Source organism: Neobacillus sp. BP17, assembly GCF_059579525.1.
Window position 1 is genome coordinate 1,735,013 of sequence record NZ_CM184198.1, and the last position, 18,907, is coordinate 1,753,919.

17 protein-coding genes are annotated in these 18,907 nt (G+C 38.0%); all 17 read left to right on the forward strand.

The window, feature by feature from the left end:
- Window positions 1-9 precede the first annotated feature (9 nt).
- The 17 genes from AC4QJR_RS08430 (at window position 10) to AC4QJR_RS08510 (ending at window position 18,877) form a co-directional block, all read left to right on the forward strand.
- Window positions 10-912, forward strand: coding sequence for a 2-dehydropantoate 2-reductase (locus AC4QJR_RS08430; protein ID WP_496525887.1), 903 nt, complete (start codon window positions 10-12; stop codon window positions 910-912).
- Window positions 909-1,304, forward strand: a complete 396-nt coding sequence (locus AC4QJR_RS08435) for a DUF3397 domain-containing protein (RefSeq protein ID WP_098572666.1) — start codon at window positions 909-911, stop codon at window positions 1,302-1,304. Before AC4QJR_RS08430 ends, AC4QJR_RS08435 begins: the two co-directional genes overlap by 4 nt.
- 87 nt (window positions 1,305-1,391) lie before the next feature.
- Window positions 1,392-3,026 (forward strand): bacillithiol biosynthesis cysteine-adding enzyme BshC, encoded by a 1,635-nt coding sequence (bshC, locus tag AC4QJR_RS08440; protein ID WP_375374767.1) that lies wholly within the window; start codon window positions 1,392-1,394, stop codon window positions 3,024-3,026.
- A gap of 145 nt (window positions 3,027-3,171) precedes the next feature.
- Window positions 3,172-3,603, forward strand: a complete 432-nt coding sequence (gene mraZ / locus AC4QJR_RS08445; RefSeq protein ID WP_098572668.1) for a division/cell wall cluster transcriptional repressor MraZ — start codon at window positions 3,172-3,174, stop codon at window positions 3,601-3,603.
- Between the two features lie 63 nt (window positions 3,604-3,666).
- On the forward strand, window positions 3,667-4,599 hold the full coding sequence (gene rsmH, locus AC4QJR_RS08450) for a 16S rRNA (cytosine(1402)-N(4))-methyltransferase RsmH (RefSeq protein WP_098572669.1): 933 nt from the start codon (window positions 3,667-3,669) through the stop codon (window positions 4,597-4,599).
- A 61-nt stretch (window positions 4,600-4,660) separates the two neighbouring features.
- Window positions 4,661-5,014, forward strand: coding sequence for a cell division protein FtsL (ftsL, locus tag AC4QJR_RS08455; RefSeq protein WP_496525888.1), 354 nt, complete (start codon window positions 4,661-4,663; stop codon window positions 5,012-5,014).
- Window positions 5,015-5,016: 2 nt separating this feature from the next.
- Window positions 5,017-7,263 carry a penicillin-binding protein gene (locus AC4QJR_RS08460; protein WP_496525889.1) on the forward strand — a complete coding sequence of 749 codons (2,247 nt, stop codon included), beginning with the start codon at window positions 5,017-5,019 and terminating at the stop codon, window positions 7,261-7,263.
- 116 nt (window positions 7,264-7,379) lie between these two features.
- The gene (locus AC4QJR_RS08465) at window positions 7,380-9,299 is read left to right on the forward strand and encodes a stage V sporulation protein D (protein ID WP_098572672.1); all 1,920 of its coding nucleotides are present in this window, start codon (window positions 7,380-7,382) and stop codon (window positions 9,297-9,299) included.
- Window positions 9,300-9,489: 190 nt separating this feature from the next.
- A complete protein-coding gene (locus tag AC4QJR_RS08470; RefSeq protein WP_496525890.1) occupies window positions 9,490-10,950 on the forward strand; it encodes a UDP-N-acetylmuramoyl-L-alanyl-D-glutamate--2,6-diaminopimelate ligase in 1,461 nt (486 codons plus the stop codon).
- Between the two features lie 2 nt (window positions 10,951-10,952).
- Complete coding sequence (locus tag AC4QJR_RS08475; protein WP_098572674.1) at window positions 10,953-11,396, forward strand: hypothetical protein; 444 nt, start codon at window positions 10,953-10,955, stop codon at window positions 11,394-11,396.
- Between the two features lies 1 nt (window position 11,397).
- Complete coding sequence (gene mraY / locus AC4QJR_RS08480; RefSeq protein WP_098572675.1) at window positions 11,398-12,372, forward strand: phospho-N-acetylmuramoyl-pentapeptide-transferase; 975 nt, start codon at window positions 11,398-11,400, stop codon at window positions 12,370-12,372.
- Window positions 12,373-13,725, forward strand: coding sequence for a UDP-N-acetylmuramoyl-L-alanine--D-glutamate ligase (gene murD, locus AC4QJR_RS08485; protein WP_496525891.1), 1,353 nt, complete (start codon window positions 12,373-12,375; stop codon window positions 13,723-13,725).
- 96 nt (window positions 13,726-13,821) lie between these two features.
- Window positions 13,822-14,928, forward strand: a complete 1,107-nt coding sequence (gene spoVE, locus AC4QJR_RS08490; protein ID WP_285850879.1) for a stage V sporulation protein E — start codon at window positions 13,822-13,824, stop codon at window positions 14,926-14,928.
- A gap of 152 nt (window positions 14,929-15,080) precedes the next feature.
- Complete coding sequence (gene murG, locus AC4QJR_RS08495) at window positions 15,081-16,184, forward strand: undecaprenyldiphospho-muramoylpentapeptide beta-N-acetylglucosaminyltransferase (RefSeq protein WP_496525892.1); 1,104 nt, start codon at window positions 15,081-15,083, stop codon at window positions 16,182-16,184.
- 61 nt (window positions 16,185-16,245) lie between these two features.
- Complete coding sequence (gene murB, locus AC4QJR_RS08500) at window positions 16,246-17,154, forward strand: UDP-N-acetylmuramate dehydrogenase (protein ID WP_098572679.1); 909 nt, start codon at window positions 16,246-16,248, stop codon at window positions 17,152-17,154.
- Between the two features lie 246 nt (window positions 17,155-17,400).
- Window positions 17,401-18,192 (forward strand): cell division protein FtsQ/DivIB, encoded by a 792-nt coding sequence (locus tag AC4QJR_RS08505; protein WP_098572680.1) that lies wholly within the window; start codon window positions 17,401-17,403, stop codon window positions 18,190-18,192.
- A complete protein-coding gene (locus AC4QJR_RS08510; protein WP_251456171.1) occupies window positions 18,167-18,877 on the forward strand; it encodes a DUF881 domain-containing protein in 711 nt (236 codons plus the stop codon). The genes AC4QJR_RS08505 and AC4QJR_RS08510 overlap by 26 nt, the downstream gene beginning before the upstream one ends.
- Window positions 18,878-18,907: the final 30 nt, after the last annotated feature.

The following is an 18,907-nucleotide window of genomic DNA, read 5'->3' on the forward strand; positions in this document are numbered from 1 at the left end:
GGGATTACCATGAGGGTTGGAATTATTGGTGCTGGGTCAATTGGCCTCCTATTCGCAGCTTATTTTAGCAGGATATTAGATGTTACGGTATACACTAGAACACCAGAACAAGCAACAGAGATAAATAAATATGGAATTGTGCTGAAGAAAAACGGGGAACAAACAATTTCCAACACGAAGGCATTGCCAATAAACGAATGGAAGGGAATTGATGATCTTACCATCATTTCCGTTAAGCAATATCAACTTCGGCCAATTATTGAAAGAATTAATCAGTTGCCCATTCTTCCTAACAATCTCTTATTTTTACAGAATGGTATGGGCCATTTAAAACAGCTTGAAACCATCCCGAACACTAATATTTTTGTTGGTGCAGTTGAGCACGGAGCGCTGAAGGAAAATTCATATACCGTTTCCCATAATGGTGAAGCTGTGACTAAAGTGGCTGTATTTAAAGGGAACCCAACATTTTTGTTTGATTGTATTTCTTTTGCACCATTGGAATTTCCACTTGTTTTTAAGGGGGATTATTTTACAATGCTGCAGAGTAAACTAGTTGTCAATGCCGTTATTAATCCATTAACCGCCATCCTCGAGGTGGAAAATGGCAAATTAATAAAAAATGAATACTATTTTCAGGTCCTAAAGAATTTATATTCCGAGGTATCTTCGATTTTAAATTTAGATAATACTGAAGAACAGTTGCAGCAAATTATTACTATTTGTAATAATACTTCTGCTAATCGTTCCTCCATGCTTAAAGATATAGAAGCACACAGAATGACAGAAGTGGATGCAATATTGGGATATATTTTAGAAGTGGCAGAACATAAAGGGATGAAGTCACCTCAAGTGGCTAACCTATATTACTTAATTAAAGGAAAAGAGATGATAAAGGAGGAATACGCTTGATTACTTTTCTATCCTATTTCATTTCTGTTTTCTTTGCGATACCATTTTTAGGATTCCTGTTTGTTTTTATAGTCACGAAACTCGTGACAAAAAGCACGCGAAAGGCAGTTCATATATCACTAGATTCTACAACATTTCTATTTATAATATCTGTTCATTTTTTAATTGTAACTATATGGGAAAAATCATATTTTTGGGTAATAATATTAATTATGATTTTAATTGCGATGATTTTTGTGTTGGTTCATTGGAAAGTAAAAGAAGAAATTCTCATAAAAAAAGTGATAAAGGGTTTTTGGCGTTTTAATTTTCTCCTGTTTCTTCTTGCTTACCTCACCTTAACATTATATGGATTAATTCATCGAGCATTGATTTTTACTTTTACCAACTGAATTATAAGCCAAAGTTTTTTCAAATTAAGTTGGTAGTGGTATACTCTTAACAGAATGAATTTGGGTGATCAGAAAGGAAGTACAAGAATGGAGATTTTAAATCTCTCTTTACCAGCAGCCAATCGGTTTGCTTCGAATTATTTGGAACAATCTCCAGAAATCCAGCCTTTTTTTCATTACCGGTTTAATGATGGAACCGATGATGCCAAACGGGTTGCTGAACTTAGTAACCGATCATTTCCTCGCTTAGAGGTTGCTGAACATATTGAGAGCTTTATGAAGCGGTTTCCATCGTCTGAAGCTGTTATAAAGTCAATCGATAAACTTAAAACAAGTAATAGCCTCGTCGTTATTGGGGGACAGCAGGCAGGTATTTTAACAGGCCCGCTATATTCAATACATAAGGTAATCTCTATTATTAAATTGGCTGAGCAAAAAGAGGCACAGCTTGGCGTACCAGTGGTTCCTGTATTTTGGATTGCGGGAGAAGACCATGATTACCAAGAGGTTAATCATGTGTTTGTACCTGTGAATCAAAAGGTTGATAAATGGACATATCCAGAAAGAGTCCTGCAAAAGAAAATGGTTTCTGATATTCAGTTAAACAAAGAAGTCTGCATTTCTTGGGTACAAAACTTAATAGAGAATTTTGGTGAGACAGAACATACCAATACACTTTTAGCTTTTGCTGTAAAACAAGTATCCATCTCAACTAACTTCGTCGATTTTTTTGCAAATATTATTATGGAATTGTTCAAGGATTATGGGTTATTAATCGTTGACTCAGGTAACAATGAGTTTCGGAAGGTGCAGAAAGAATTTTTTAAAAAGCAAATCCTTAACCATGAAATGATTACACACAAGCTACTGGAACAACAAAGGCGTATTGATGAAAAGGGTTTTCCGGTAACGATTGATGCTAGTGAAAGGAATGCGAACCTTTTCTACTATGATCAGAAAATGAATGATCGGATTTTACTTGAATATGACTGTGATAATGATTGTTTTGTGGGGAAAAATGGGGCTCTCACCTTTTCAAGAGAACAATTAGTGGAGCTTGCTGAGGAGAATCCAGCCTCTTTAAGCAATAATGTGGTGACGCGGCCGTTAATGCAGGAATGGCTTTTCCCATCTATTGCTTTTATTGCTGGGCCGGGAGAAATTTCTTACTGGGCAGAACTAAAACTAGTGTTTGAATATTTTCAAATCAAGATGCCCCCTATTGTTCCTCGTTTAAACATTACGTTCCTTGATCGATCTGTTGAAACAGACGTTTCTGAACTACGTTTAAACTTAAATGAAATATTAAGCACTGGAACAGAAAAAGAGAGAATTCAATTTCTTGAAAAAATAAAAGATAAAGAAGTGGTTTCGCTATTTTCCCTTGCAAAAGAACAATTAGTAAATCAGTACCGATTAATAGAAGGTAAGACAGCTGAGTTGGATCGCGGCCTATTACCATTGTTAAAGAAAAATGAAAGTTACTTACTTAAAGAACTCGGGTTTATGGAAGCTAAATTATATGAGGCAGGAAAGTTGAAACACGACAATATCCTTAAAAAATATGATCGTGTGGATCTGTCATTAAGGCCGGATGGTTTTCCCCAAGAGAGGGTTTGGAATATATTTTACTACCTAAATCAATATGGGTTGAATTTAATTCATGACTTAATGTCAGGTACCTTTGAATTTGATGGTCGGCATAAGGTAATAAAAATGTAGAAAACTTCACAGCAGTGAAGTTTTTTTTTGTGTGAAGTTTCTGGATAAAAAAGGATTTCATGGTTTTAAGAAGAATAGTTTAAAAATAGGTGGTGGAAAGTGGGGGAATGTGGTACATTTTTAATAGAAAGTGGGGGTCATGGGTATGTTCATGGGTGAATACCATCACAGCATTGATAATAAAGGCCGACTGATCGTGCCCTCCAAATTCCGCGATGAACTTGGTGAAATGTTTATCATTACACGTGGATTGGATCAATGTTTGTTTGGTTACCCGTTATCAGAGTGGGGGCTGATTGAAGAGAAATTAAAAGGCTTACCTCTGACAAAAAAAGATGCCCGGGCTTTTACTAGATTCTTCTTTTCAGGTGCAACCGAGAGTGAACTTGATAAACAAGGAAGAATTAATATCCCTGCACCACTTTTGCAATATGCAAAGTTGGAAAAAGAATGTGTAATTTTAGGTGTTTCCAATCGAATTGAAATTTGGAGCAAACAGATTTGGGAAGACTATTTTACCGAGTCAGAAGAATCTTTTGCAGAAATTGCAGAAAATATGATTGGCTTTGATATATAATGGATAAATTATGTTAATATATTTTCTGTTATATATTGTTCGATTGGAAAAGGTGGTTACTACATGTTTGAACATACAACTGTGTTGTTAAAGGAAGCTGTTAATGGCTTAAATATTAAGCCTGATGGAATTTATGTTGATTGTACTTTGGGTGGAGCGGGGCATAGTTCGCTTATTCTTTCAAAACTTGGAGCCCGAGGTAAACTATTTGCATTTGACCAAGATGAAACTGCAATTGAACACGCAAAAGAGAAGTTGGCTGAATATGGGGATCGTTTAGAAATCATTAAAAGCAATTTCTTGTATTTGAAAGAAGAACTTGAAAATAGAGGAATTGTTAAAGTGGATGGAGTACTTTACGACCTTGGAGTTTCTTCTCCGCAATTGGATACTCCTGAAAGAGGCTTTAGCTATCATCATGATGCACCACTAGATATGAGAATGGATAATGAAGCCGATATTTCTGCCTACGATGTGGTTAATCATTGGGCCTATGAAGACTTGGTGCGCATCTTTTTTCGTTATGGTGAGGAGAAGTTCTCTAAACAAATAGCTCGTAAAATAGAAGCAGCAAGGATGGTAAAACCAATTGAAACGACGGCAGAATTAGTTGAACTGATTAAGGACGCGATTCCGGCCCCTGCAAGAAGAAAAGGTGGACATCCAGCTAAGCGAGTTTTTCAAGCAGTCAGAATTGCTGTGAATGATGAATTAGCGGTGTTCGAACAGTCAATAAATCAAGCGATTGACATGTTAAACCCTGAGGGAAGAATAAGCGTTATAACCTTCCACTCTCTTGAGGACAGAATTTGCAAAGCAGCCTTTAAGAAAGCAAGTGAAACTCCTAATTTACCTCCTGGTTTACCAATCATTCCTGATGAGTATAAACCGATATTAAAGTTAATTTCGCGGAAGCCGATCCTTCCATCTGATGAAGAATTAGAGCAAAATAATCGCGCTAGATCTGCTAAGCTAAGAGTTGCCGAAAAGCTGTAAGGGAAAATTCAGAAATTCAAAACTAGATTTAAAAATAAATAATAAGCTGGAGGGGAAGAGTTTGAGTAATCTTGCCAGGAAGAATGTAGAACAGCAACACACGGAGGAGAAATTCCAACAAAAGAGACAAGTCATTATTAAAAAATCCTGGCTCACTCCAGGGGAAAAAATTATTGGAATAGTCTTTGCTGGATTTGTATGTTTTGGTGCTGTTCATATTATTTCAAATCAAGCAAAAATTTATGATGTTAACAAAGATATACAAATTATGGAAACTAAGGTATCGGAACAACAGAAAGTAAATAGTGATTTGCAGGTTCAAGTAAGCGAATTAAGTGCATACGATCGAATTTATAAAAAGGCCAAGGAAATGGGCCTAATTAAAAACGAAAATAACGTCAAGGTAGTGCATTAGAAATGAACAAGAAACAGCCATATATGAATGCAGGAGCAACCCTTTTATTTGGATTTTTCGGTTTGCTCTTTTTTGTTTTACTCTTCAGGTATTTTTCAATTCAAATCACTGGTGAAGTTGATGGACAGCCTCTTGCTGCAAAGGCTCAAGAAAAATATAGCAGAGAAGGGAATTTGACCGCCTTAAGGGGCGATATCTTAGACCGGAATGGTAAAGTGATTGCTGAAGATACAAATGCCTACACGTTAATTGCTATTTTAGATAAAAAGATGACAACAAATTCAAAAAAGCCGCAGCACGTAAAAAACCCGGAGAAAACGGCACAAGAATTGGCAAAGTATCTAGAAATGGATGAATTAGAGATTTACAGTATCTTAACAAAAGGAATAAAAAGTCATAAATTTCAGGTTGAATTCGGGAAGGCAGGCAGAGATATTACCCACGAAACAAAGAATAAGATTGAAAAACTTAAACTTCCAGGGATTACATTTATCCGTGATTCCAAGCGCTTCTATCCTAATGGTGTATTTGCTTCCCACTTAGTTGGTTATGCTGATCGGATTGAACAAAAGGACAAAAGTATTAAATCAGTGGGTAAAATGGGGATTGAGAAAAGTCTAAATGATGAATTAACGGGTACAAATGGGAAGATTAATTTTGAAAGTGATTTGTGGGGTTATATACTTCCGGATGGAAAAGAAAAAATTACTCCTGCCAAAAATGGGAATGATGTTTATTTGACCATCGACCAAAAGATTCAAACCTTTTTAGAAGATGCCATGAACAAAGCAGCTAAGGAATATAAACCGGAGAAAATAATTGCGATTGTGGCTGATCCGAAAACTGGTGAAATATTAGCAATGGGACAACGGCCTTCTTTTGATCCAAAAACAAAAGAAGGAATTGAAGACGGCTGGCATAATGAAGCGATTGAAACTTCATTCGAACCTGGTTCGACCATGAAAATTTTTACGCTTGCCGCAGCCGTCCAGGAAAAGGTGTTTAATCCCAACGAAATCTATCAATCTGGTTCATATCAAGTAACGAAAAGGGATAAAGCAATTCATGATCATAATTACTCGGGATGGGGGCCGATCACCTATCTTGAAGGGGTACAGCGTTCATCAAATGTTGCTTTCGCCAAAATAGCTAAAGAGAAGCTTGGCTTTGAAAAGTATCGAGAATATTTAACAAAGTTTGGCTTTGATCAGCCCACAGGAATTGACCTTCCCAACGAAACATCTGGGAAAATCCAATTTACCTATCCGATAGAAAAAATTACGACGGCTTACGGGCAGGGCACTGCAATAACTCCCATACAGCAAATTCAAGCAGCAACAGCCATTGCAAATGGCGGGAAAATGATAAAACCGCATGTGGTAAAAAAAATTGTCAATCATGATACAGGTGAGGTTATTAAATCAGGGTCCTCTAAAGTTGTTTCAACACCAATCACAAAAGAAACGGCCAAGGAGGTTCGGGATATCCTTGAAACGGTTGTTACCTCACCCAAGGGTACTGGCGGCCGGTATAAAATTGATGGATACAGTGTCGCTGGGAAGACGGGAACAGCTAATATTCCTGGACCGAATGGCGGGTATTTACAAGGTGCTAATAACTATATGTTCTCATTTTTAGGGATGGCACCAAAGGATGATCCGGAATTAATTGTTTATGTTGCTGTTCAGCAACCTGAATTAGAGGGGCTTGAAACAGGTCAAGGGGCAATACCTGTTTCTGCTATATTTAACCCAGTCATGAAAAACAGCCTGCATTACTTGAACATTAAGCCTTCTCAACTTGAAGAGGCACAATTGAATAAACTAGAAGATTTTAAGGGGAAGTCGGTTACTGAAGCTGTAGCTGAATTAAAAGGAAAAGGAATTGAACCTATCGTAATTGGAAAAGGAGCAGAGGTTGTCAGGCATTTACCAGAGTCTGGGACAACTGTTTTACAGGGTGAGAAGGTAATCATACAAACAAATGGTGAAATATTTGCCCCTGATATGACAGGTTGGTCACTTAGAGATGTAATGAAAGTAGCGAATATTGCCGGATTGAAGTTAAATTCAAAGGGAAAAGGGTTTGTAACCCAGCAAAATATTAAACCGAAAACACATGTTCAAAAAGGAGATTTTTTAATCGTAGACTTAAAGACTCCTGAAGAGCAGTGGAAACAGGAAAATAATGAAAAAACAAATACCCAAGGTAAAACTGAGGAAAATACAGAGGAACTAGTCCAGGATTAATAGAAAATCCCGCTGTCTTAGCGGGATTTTTCCTATCTAATGACCAAAACCTGCGTTCTAAGAAAAAAAGTACAAGCATATAAATGAACGATAGAAAAAGGAGGGTCGTTCAAACTATGCGTGTTTCAAATGTTACTGTCCGTAAACGATTAATGATTGCACTATTTATTGGTATTCTCACCTTCTTAATAATTGATATTCGGCTTGGATATGTCCAATTTGTCCTTGGTGATTGGTTAACAGCAGGTGCTAAAGACTCTTGGAGCCGTAATATTCCCTTTGAACCTGAACGAGGAGAAATTGTTGACAGGAACGGGGTGCCTCTTGCCACAAATATTAGTACTCCAACCGTCTGGGTTGTTCCAAGACAAATTAAAGACCCGGCAACAACCGCGGAAAAGCTTGCTTCCGTTTTAAATATGTCAAAAGAAAAGGCCTATCGGGATATTACACTGAGAGAAAGAATTGTTCGGATTAAGGAAGGCAGAAAAATTTCACATGAGAAGGCCAAGGAAATCAGATCCCTAGGACTCGAAGGTGTCTATATTGGTGAAGATTCTAAGCGGCATTATCCAATGGGGAGCTATTTATCACATGTTCTTGGGTTCGCAGGAGTTGACAACCAGGGGTTGATGGGACTAGAACAATATTATGATAAAGAACTAAGTGGTGAACGGGGCTCTGTTAAATTTTATGCAAATGCTAAAGGGGAAAGAATGAACGATATGGCAGATGATTATGAGAAGCCGACAAACGGTCTTGCATTGAAGCTGACAATCGATTCAAAAATCCAAACGATAGTAGAAAGAGAGTTAGATATCGCGGACGCAAAATATAACCCGGATGGGATTGTTGCCATTGCAATGAATCCGAATAATGGAGAAATATTAGCCATGTCGAGCAGACCAACTTTTGATCCGGCTAATTTTCAAAATGTTCCTCAAGAGGTATATAATCGAAATCTTCCTGTATGGTCAACGTACGAACCAGGGTCAACATTTAAGATTATTACCCTTGCGGCAGCTTTGAATGAAGGAAAAGTGAATTTAGAAAAAGAGCATTTCCATGATTCGGGTTCGGTTCAGGTTGCGGGGGCGAGGTTAAAGTGCTGGAAACGAGGGGGCCATGGAGATCAGTCCTTTTTAGAGGTTGTTCAAAATTCCTGCAACCCTGGTTTTGTCGAATTGGGACAAAGACTCGGGAAAGAAAAATTGTTTAAATATGTGAAGGATTTTGGTTTTGGTCAAAAGACCGGTATTGATTTACAAGGAGAAGGAACAGGGATATTATTCAATTTAGACCGTGTAGGCCCAGTTGAACAAGCAACTACAGCCTTTGGACAAGGAGTATCAGTAACACCTATCCAGCAAGTTACGGCTGTATCTGCGGCTATTAATGGCGGGATATTATATAAGCCATATATTGCAAAAGAGCTCATCGATCCAATTACAAACGAAGTCGTAATGAGAAATTCCCCAGTGGAAAAACGCAGGGTAATTAAGGAAGAAACTTCAAAAGAAATTCGCCATGCCCTTGAGAGTGTAGTTGCCCAGGGGTCAGGGGGAAGGGCGTTTGTTGATGGTTACCGAGTTGGCGGAAAAACCGGAACAGCCCAGAAAGCACAAAACGGGAGATATTTAGAAAATAACTTTATCGTTTCCTTTATTGGATTTGCCCCTGCAGATGATCCGCAAATTGTTGTCTATGTGGCAGTTGATAATCCAAAAGGAGTTACAGCCTTCGGTGGTACAGTCAGTGCTCCAATTGTTGGTAATATTATGAAGGATAGTTTGAGTCAGATGGGGATTAAACCTCGAAAGGGTCAAATTGAAAAAGAATTGAAATGGCCGGATACACCGTTAATAAAATTACCGGATTTCACAGGTTTAACAAAAATGGAACTAATGGATCAACTGATAAATCTAAAGATTGATGCAAGTGGTGAGGGTGATGTGGTCGTTAGACAATCCCCTGAAGCAGGTACCAAAGTTAAGGAAGGGTCAAAAATTAGGCTTTATTTTGGTAAGGAGGATTAATGCAATTAAAAAATTCATTAAATTAGAGGCGGTCGGAATGATTTCCGCCGCCTAATTTTTTCATTAAGCTTTGATTACTAAATAGCAAAATAAAATGTTTTAATGTAAAATAAGATGGAACTTTCTTAAGAAGAATTTTCAAAATGATAATTAGTCAATGTATGTACGGTTATGAGAGGATTTGAGAGAAATGAAGCTACAAAAGCTGCTTAAGAATTTGCATCTTCTAGTTCCTTATTTAGGTGAGGATCCAGAAATAACTTCGATTGAAAACGATAATCGGAAGGTGCAAAGCGGGAGCTTATTTATTTGTATTAAGGGATACACAGTAGACGGCCATGATTTTGCAGAATCTGCCGTAAAAAGCGGGGCAGCTGCTGTATTGGCTGAGCGTCCGTTATTACTAGATGTACCTGTCATTCTTGTTAAAGATACAACGAGAGCAATGGCAGTGCTAGCTGATGCTTTTTATGAACAGCCAACGAAAAACTTGCACTTAATAGGAATTACCGGAACAAATGGGAAAACAACTACCAGCCATTTAATTGAGAAAATATTCTCCGATGCCAATCAAAAAACAGGTCTAATTGGCACGATGTATACTAAAATAGCTGAAAAGACGATTGAAACAAAAAACACAACCCCGGAAAGTTTAACACTTCAAAAAACCTTTAGACAAATGGTTGAAGCAGGTGTTGATATAGCAGTAATGGAGGTTTCCTCACATGCATTAGATCTTGGCCGAGTACATGGCTGCGATTATGATGTGGCTGTGTTTACAAACCTAACGCAGGACCACTTGGATTATCATAAAACAATGGATGAATATAAGCGTGCTAAGAGTTTATTATTTGCCCAGCTGGGTAATACATTTGATCAGAAAAAACCAAAGTTTGCCGTATTAAATGCAGACGACCCTGCTTCTGATATGTACCGCAGGTCGACTGCTGCACATGTTATTACATATGGAATCGATAATATAGCTGATCTTCAAGCAAAGAATATTCAAATGACTTCTTCAGGTACCCAGTTCGAGCTTGTGGTTCATTCGGAAAAATATCCGATTAAAATGCAATTAATTGGTAAATTCAGTGTGTATAATGTTTTAGCAAGTATTGCGGCGTCCGTTGTGTCCGGCATTGATATTAAAGCAGTTATCCAGTCGATCGAAGGTGTAAAAGGAGTATCAGGCAGATTTGAGCTTGTAAATGCAGGACAGGATTTTACTGTTATTGTTGATTACGCCCACACACCAGACAGTCTTGAAAATGTATTAAAAACGGTTCAGCATTTTGCTAAGAAGAAGGTTTTCGTTATTGTTGGCTGTGGTGGTGACCGTGATCGTACGAAGAGACCATTGATGGCTCAAATAGCCTGCCAATGGTCCACAAATCCCATCCTAACTTCGGATAACCCAAGAAGTGAAGACCCATTAGCCATTTTGAAGGACATGGAAGCAGGAGTGCAAGGTTCAGCATACCGAATGATCCCTGACCGCAAAGAAGCGATCCAAACTGCTATTCGAGAGGCATCAGCTGGTGATGTAATCTTAATCGCAGGCAAAGGTCATGAAACCTATCAAATTATTGGTAATGAAATTCACGACTTTGACGATCGGTTAGTTGCTCGGGAAGCGATTGAGGGGAGATAGCTATGTATTTAGCTTTAAAAGACTTGGTAAGTCTATTTAAGAATAGTCGTGGCGTCAAGGATAACCTGCTATTTGTTACAGTTTGCGACCAAGCTCACACAGCACAGCCAAAAGGATTATTTGTATCATTAACTAAAAACGCTGGGGAACTTTCTGATGCAATCTCGAACGGGGCAATAGCCGCGATTTGGGATCAAGGACTTGAACTTCCAAGCTATATACCAAATCAGTTTCCACTATTCTTTACACCAGACCCGGCAGAGGCGATTGTAACTATCTTAAATTGTTATCATGAAAAATTAAATGGAGAAACAGATAAAATTATGGAAATAACTAACTTTAAAATTTCAAATAAAAAACTTCTTAATAAAAATAAAGAAACATATGATATAGCTGTGATGTTAAACGAAATTACAAGCAAAAACGACGCTGAAGGGAGGGAATAAAATGCTCGAGCAAGTTATTTTCTTCACAATAATTATGGGATTTCTTATCTCGGTATTGCTTTCTCCAGTTTTTATTCCCTTCTTAAGAAGGTTGAAATTTGGACAAAGCATTCGTGAGGAGGGACCAAAATCTCATCAAATAAAATCAGGCACACCGACTATGGGGGGAGTGATGATTTTATTTTCGATTGTTATTACAACACTTGTCATGACGGGTAAGTTTTCTGAACCGACTGTTAAAACATATTTGCTGCTTCTTGTTACACTTGGTTTTGGATTGCTTGGGTTTTTAGACGATTTTATCAAAGTTGCTCTTAAAAGGAATCTAGGATTAACTTCCAAACAAAAGCTGGCAGGTCAAATTATTATTTCAGTAATTTTTTATTTTATTTATAAACAACAAGGTTTTTCTACCGAAATAAGCATTCCATTTACAGATTCCACAATTGATTTAGGATGGTTCTTCATTTTCTTTATCATATTCTGGCTGGTTGGCTTCTCCAATGCTGTAAATTTAACAGATGGACTGGATGGCTTGGTGTCAGGCACCGCTGCCATTGCATTTGGTGCATTTGCAGTTCTTGCATGGAATCAATCTCAGATAGAAATTGCGATATTTTCTGTGGCGGTGGTAGGTGCTGTACTAGGATTCTTGGTATTTAATGCCCACCCGGCAAAAGTTTTTATGGGAGATACAGGTTCTCTAGCACTCGGTGGTGCAATTGCAACGATTGCTATTCTTACGAAGCTTGAAATTTTACTTATTATCATTGGTGGAGTATTTGTTATTGAAACGTTATCGGTTATTTTACAGGTTATTTCCTTCAAAACGACGGGTAAACGGATTTTCCGTATGAGCCCTTTACATCATCATTATGAATTAGTTGGCTGGTCGGAATGGCGGGTGGTCGTCACTTTTTGGAGTGTTGGATTAATTCTTGCGATACTAGGAATCTATATTGAGGTGTGGTTATAATTGAAACAGATTAAATCTTTCAGTCATAAAAAAATTCTTGTCCTAGGTTTGGCGAAAAGCGGGGTAACAGCTGCCGCCCTATTACATAAACTTGGTGCATTTGTCACAGTTAATGATAAAAAGCCATTTTCGGAAAATCCAGAAGCTCAGGGATTATTAGAACAGGGGATTAAAGTGATTTGTGGGGATCATCCTATTGAGTTGCTTGATGAAGGATTCGAGTTGATTGTCAAGAATCCCGGTATTCCATATAACAACCCTATGATTGCAGGCGCTATAGAAAAAGGGATTCCTGTAATTACTGAGGTTGAACTTGCTTATGAAATATCTGAAGCTCCATTTATTGGGATCACAGGGACCAATGGGAAAACAACAACAACAACATTAGTTTATGAGATGCTAAATGAGGGGCAGAAGCACCCGTTAATCGCAGGGAATATTGGTACAGTGGCATCAGGGGTAGCCGAAGAAGCTACGTCAGAAAATACGATAGTCATTGAATTATCCTCTTTTCAGTTAATGGGAATTGACACATTTAAACCTAAGATTGCCATTCTAACGAACCTTTATGATGCCCATTTAGATTATCATGGGACAAAAAAGGAATATATTGCTGCAAAGGCAAACATTACAAAAAATCAAACTGAAGTTGACTACCTTATTGTCAATGCCGACCAAGAAGAAACATTGGAAGTTGCGAGTCACTCTAATGCCAGAATTATTCCTTTTTCGACGAAGAAGAAGCTGACTGAAGGTGCTTATCTATCTGATGGCTGGATTATGTTTAATCATGATAAAGTGATGGAAATTGAGAATATAGCTTTACCAGGCAATCACAACCTTGAAAATATCTTATCCGCTATGGCTGCAGCAAAGCTTTCAGGTGTAGAAAATAAAGCCATCCAGCAGGTTCTTCGAACATTTACTGGTGTCAGGCACCGTCTGCAATTCGTAACTGAAGTGAACGGACGAAAGTTTTACAATGACTCGAAAGCAACGAATATTTTGGCAACGGTAAATGCCTTGGCTGCTTTTGAATCCCCGGTAGTTCTCCTTGCGGGTGGTTTGGATCGCGGAAATGAATTTGATGAACTACTTCCTTATTTAAAAAATGTAAAAGCAATGATAACCTTTGGGCAAACTGCACCTAAAATGGAACGAATAGGGAAGGAAGCGGGAATAAAACGAATCAAGCGTGTCGATAATGTTGACATGGCTGTGCCTGAGGCTTATCGATACTCTGAATCAGGTGACGTGATATTATTATCTCCTGCATGTGCAAGCTGGGATCAATATAAAACTTTTGAGGTCAGGGGAGACATTTTTATCGATGCGGTGCATAAGCTTAAGTAAGGGCTTGTCTTAGTCGAAAAGTTCACTTTTCAAGTGCACTTGACACTAGGCAAAATTAGAGGTTCTGCTAAGCCCTAAAACTAGCAGTTGAGGTGTATGGTGGTGCCGACAAAGAGAACTACTCCTGATTTTATTTTAATGATTGTAACATTCACACTTTTGGCAATAGGGCTAATCATGGTTTACAGTGCAAGTGCTATTTGGGCTGAATATAAATTTAATGATTCCTTTTTCTTCGCGAAAAGGCAAACTCTTTTTGCCGGGGTTGGAGTGGCTGCCATGTTTTTCATCATGAACATCAATTATTGGACGTGGCGGACCTGGTCCAAAACCTTTCTACTGGTTTGTTTTGTGTTACTTATCCTTGTGTTGATTCCTGGAATTGGAAATGAAAGGAATGGTTCTCGTAGTTGGATAGGTGTTGGAGCCTTCTCAATACAGCCTTCTGAATTTATGAAACTGGCAATGATTGCTTTTTTGGCTAAGTATCTTTCCGAACGGCAAAAGTTGATTACTTCGTTTAAGAAAGGTCTTATTCCTTCATTAGGTCTTGCCTTTCTTGCCTTTTCAATGATCATGCTTCAACCTGATTTAGGCACAGGTACGGTGATGATGGGAACCTGTGTTGTGATGATTTTTATTGCAGGTGCTCGTGTAAGTCATTTTGCCTTTCTGGGACTGTTGGGAGTCGCGGGATTTATTGGTCTAATTGCCTCCGCTCCGTACCGTATTAAACGGATCACATCTTTTTTGGATCCCTGGTCGGATCCGCTTGTAACGGGATTTCAAATTATTCAATCACTCTATGCAATTGGTCCTGGTGGATTGTTTGGGCTTGGACTTGGCGAGAGCAGACAGAAGTTCTTCTACCTGCCTGAACCCCAGACAGACTTTATCTTTGCGATTCTTTCTGAAGAACTAGGCTTTATTGGGGGATCATTTATATTACTCTTATTTGCATTGTTGTTATGGAGAGGAATACGAATCGCTTTAGGTGCACCAGATTTATACGGCAGCTTTCTAGCTGTAGGAATCATCGCCATGGTAGCGATTCAAGTCATGATTAATATTGGTGTTGTTACAGGTCTAATGCCTGTTACAGGCATTACCTTACCATTTTTAAGCTACGGGGGTTCTAGTTTAACATTGATGTTAATGGCGATAGGTGTTCTTCTTAATATCAGCAGGTATTCGAGATTATGAACCTTCACCCTGTTTAGCGGCAGGGTTTTTTTATTTTAGGATGTGTTAATTTACAATTAGGTAACATTCTTTTTTCATTTGCGTTATTTTGTGAGTTTTTATAGTAAGATAGGGTAGGCATTAGGTGTTAAATAGTTAATGAGGTGGAAAAAATGAAAATAGTAGTTAGTGGCGGAGGGACTGGCGGGCATATTTATCCTGCTCTCGCACTCATTCGTGAAATCCAAAAACAGAACAAAGAGGCACAATTTTTATACATAGGAACAACCAATGGCTTGGAAAGCAAAATAGTTCCGCGGGAGAATATTGATTTTAAAGCGATTCATATAACTGGTTTTAAAAGAAAACTATCCTTTGAAAATGTAAAAACGGTTCTCCGCTTCCTAAAAGGAGTGAAAGACAGTAAAAAAATGTTAAAGGAATTCAAACCAGACATTGTCATCGGAACAGGCGGGTATGTATGCGGACCAGTAGTGTATGCTGCATCAAAGTTGGGCATCCCAACAATCATTCACGAACAAAATAGTGTCCCAGGGTTAACTAATAAATTTTTAAGCAGATATGTAAACAAGATTGCCATTTGTTTTGAAGAGGCAAAAGAGTACTTTCCAGTACAGAAATCAGTTTTTACGGGCAATCCTCGTGCATCTGAAGTAATGGGCAAAGACGGGATTCAAGGTCGTCTCGGTGCTGGACTAAGTGCAACTATGCCAGTGGTTTTAATCTTCGGTGGTAGTCGTGGTGCGAGGCCGATAAATGAGGCAGTCGTGAAGGCATTCGCTGATTTGGCTGAGAAACCATATCAAGTCCTTTATATTACGGGCGACGTCCATTATGAGGATGTCAGAAAAGAAGTTGAATTAATTGGAAACCCTAAAAATGTAGTCATTAAACCGTTTATTCATAATATGCCAGAAGTACTTGCAGGAGTAGATTTAGTGGTATCGAGAGCAGGAGCAACCACACTTGCAGAAATAACTTCACTTGGTATCCCAAGCATCTTAGTCCCAAGTCCATATGTAACAAATAATCATCAAGAGAAAAACGCTCGGTCATTAAGTGACCATGGTGCAGCAGAACTATTATTAGAAAAAGACTTAAATAATAATAGTCTTGTGAATCATATTGATCGTATTCTTTTAAATAAAGATAAATTAAAAGAGATGAAGGTTAAGGCTAAAAAAATGGGTGTTCCGGATTCAGCATCAAGACTCTATTCCTTGATGCAAGAACTGGTAAACACAAATCAAAAGTAGCCCATAAAGATTTTTAGCATAAACTGATGTAAATGCATCTAGGAAAGTAAGGGTGGTAATTATGGACGGAATCTTAAATGAGTTATTGGCTTTAAATATCGGAAAGGTTAAGGAAAATGAACCATTAGCCAATCATACAACGATGAAAATAGGCGGTCCTGCAGACCTTTTTATAGAACCGTCTTCAGTTGAAAATTTAAAAACTGTCATGAATGTGATTGAAAATCATGGATTGCCATGGCGTGCGATTGGCCGCGGCTCAAATCTGTTAGTGTCGGATAAGGGGATTGAAGGGGCAGTTATCAAGCTTAGTTCTGGAATGGATCACCTTGAGATTAACGATACAAGTATTACCGTTGGTGGTGGTCACTCCCTCGTCAGCTTTTCAACACTTATTAGTAAAAAAGGTCTTGCAGGTCTGGAATTTGCGAGTGGAATTCCTGGCTCAGTTGGCGGGGCAGTTTATATGAATGCAGGTGCGCATGGTTCGGATATTAGTAAAATCTTAACCAAAGCACATATTTTATTTGATGATGGAAAAATGGAATGGCTCTCAAATGAGGAAATGGGGTTCTCCTACAGGACTTCTGTACTACAAAAAACTCGTCCAGGAATTGTTGTGGAAGCTGTTTTTGATCTTGTGAAAGGCGATCGATCAGCCATTGTCGCACAAATGCAAAAAAACAAAGATTATCGGAAAGAGACACAGCCGTGGAATTTTCCGTGTGCTGGCAGTATTTTTAGAAATCCGCTGCCGAATTATGCTGGGAAATTAATTGAAACCGCTGGGTTAAAGGGATTTAGTATTGGCGGTGCAAAGATTTCGGAAATGCATGGGAATTTTATTGTAAATGCTGGAGGTGCCACTGCAGAGGATGTGCTGGCATTAATTCAACATGTCAAGGATACCATTTTTAGCTTATATAAAGTAACAATGGAAACAGAGGTTGAAATAATCGGTAGGAAATAAGAAAACTGGAAGGATTTATACTAAATTTCCAAAGAAATTATCCTTACTTTTCTTGTAAGAAATGTCGTCCGAATGACAAATATTGTGTTATAATTACTGATAATATTATAGGTGCAACCTCGAAAAAGTTAGTGACGGCATGGTTTTTCGTGCCGTTGTTTCTCTTTTCGAGGTAACACTATCGAATGTTGGACAGGCTTAGTCTACTTATTTTAGAGCAGCTGCTTTTTATGTGGAGGAATTTAAATGGAAAAAGGTAAAATTGTAGCTCTCGAGGACCGTATTCCTAAGCTTAAGGAGCAAAGAAGACGAAAAGCGAACAGACGCCTTGTACTCCTATTAATTCTGTTTTTTACAATGATAGTAGTTATCGCCTATTCACAATCACCTTTAAGCCATGTAAAGACGATAACAATAAAAGGAAATGGTGTGTATTCTGATAAGGAATTAATCAGTCAGAGCGGCCTTTCGAATAATACGAATATTTGGAAAATCAAAAAGGATGAAACGGCATCGAGAATAAAGCGTCTATCTGAGATAAAGACAGTTACCATCAAGACTCATTGGCCAAATACAGTGGTAATCCAAGTAAAAGAACACAAAAGAATTGCTTATCTGAAAAAAGAAAATAAATTCTTACCAATTATGGAGAATGGGAAAATAGTGAACAAAAAAGCAGCGAAGAAAATTCCTGTAAATTCTCCCATTTTATTCGAGTTTAAAGAAGGTGCAGCCCTCAATCAAATGGTAAAAGAGTTAGAAAAACTTCCTAATGAAATTTCAAACTCTATCTCTGAAATCCATTATACTCCGAAAAAAACTGATAAATATCATATTTCCTTATTTATGAATGATGGATTTGAGGTTAGTGCTACATTAAGAAGTTTCTCGGAAAAAATGGTACATTATCCCTCAATTATCTCTCAGATTGATCCCAACAAAAAGGGGATTATTGACCTGGAAGTAGGAACGTATTTTAAGGCCTTTGACACCGAAGTGGAGGAAAAAGAAGTTGAGCAAGATAAGGGTGAAGGGTAAGCATGTTGTTTTGTCCCTAGTCTGCCTTGTATTAGGATTTTTGATGGCCTTTTCCTATCATTTAACACAATTGGAAATGAACAAAGGGAAACCAAATGTTTCTGATGGACAGTGGGAACAGACCCTTGCACTTCGAAACCAATTAATTAATGAAGAAAAAACTAATCGTGAACTGCAAAAGGAATTAAGTCAAAAACAAGATTTGGTTTTTAAAAATGAGAAAGATCTTTCTAAAGAGGCAGAGGTTTATGAAAATCTTGCTGAAGATGCCGAGAAATATCGAATGTTCTTAGGGAAAGTGAAGGTTAAAGGTAAAGGGGTCAAGATTACACTGACGGATGGTGCTTACGACCCAAAAGAGGATAATATCAATAATTATCTTGTTCATGAACATCACGTATTTAAAGTTGTAAATGAGCTTTATATATCCGGGGCAGCAGCAGTTGCCATAAATGGTCAGAGGCTGACAAGCCATTCTTATATTATTTGTAATGGACCAGTTATTACTGTTGATGGAATTGAGCATCCAGCTCCTTTCATAATTTCAGCAATCGGAGATCCTGAAGTCCTCTCTTCATCCATAAACCTTATAGGAGGGGTGAAAGATCAGTTAGTAAACGATAATATTATTTTTACACTGGAAAAAGATAATGAAATTGTTCTTGATCCCATCCTAGGTAGTTAGTCATGAGGAAATGTCCACGTTAAGATAATT

Coding starts and splice junctions, on each gene's coding strand:
- AC4QJR_RS08430 (WP_496525887.1), top strand. CDS start 10: ATGAGGGTTGGAATTATTGGTGCTGGGTCAATTGGCCTCCTATTCGCA.
- bshC (WP_375374767.1), top strand. CDS start 1,392: ATGGAGATTTTAAATCTCTCTTTACCAGCAGCCAATCGGTTTGCTTCG.
- mraZ (WP_098572668.1), top strand. CDS start 3,172: ATGTTCATGGGTGAATACCATCACAGCATTGATAATAAAGGCCGACTG.
- rsmH (WP_098572669.1), top strand. CDS start 3,667: ATGTTTGAACATACAACTGTGTTGTTAAAGGAAGCTGTTAATGGCTTA.
- AC4QJR_RS08460 (WP_496525889.1), top strand. CDS start 5,017: ATGAACAAGAAACAGCCATATATGAATGCAGGAGCAACCCTTTTATTT.
- AC4QJR_RS08465 (WP_098572672.1), top strand. CDS start 7,380: ATGCGTGTTTCAAATGTTACTGTCCGTAAACGATTAATGATTGCACTA.
- AC4QJR_RS08470 (WP_496525890.1), top strand. CDS start 9,490: ATGAAGCTACAAAAGCTGCTTAAGAATTTGCATCTTCTAGTTCCTTAT.
- AC4QJR_RS08475 (WP_098572674.1), top strand. CDS start 10,953: ATGTATTTAGCTTTAAAAGACTTGGTAAGTCTATTTAAGAATAGTCGT.
- mraY (WP_098572675.1), top strand. CDS start 11,398: ATGCTCGAGCAAGTTATTTTCTTCACAATAATTATGGGATTTCTTATC.
- spoVE (WP_285850879.1), top strand. CDS start 13,822: ATGGTGGTGCCGACAAAGAGAACTACTCCTGATTTTATTTTAATGATT.
- murG (WP_496525892.1), top strand. CDS start 15,081: ATGAAAATAGTAGTTAGTGGCGGAGGGACTGGCGGGCATATTTATCCT.
- murB (WP_098572679.1), top strand. CDS start 16,246: ATGGACGGAATCTTAAATGAGTTATTGGCTTTAAATATCGGAAAGGTT.
- AC4QJR_RS08505 (WP_098572680.1), top strand. CDS start 17,401: ATGGAAAAAGGTAAAATTGTAGCTCTCGAGGACCGTATTCCTAAGCTT.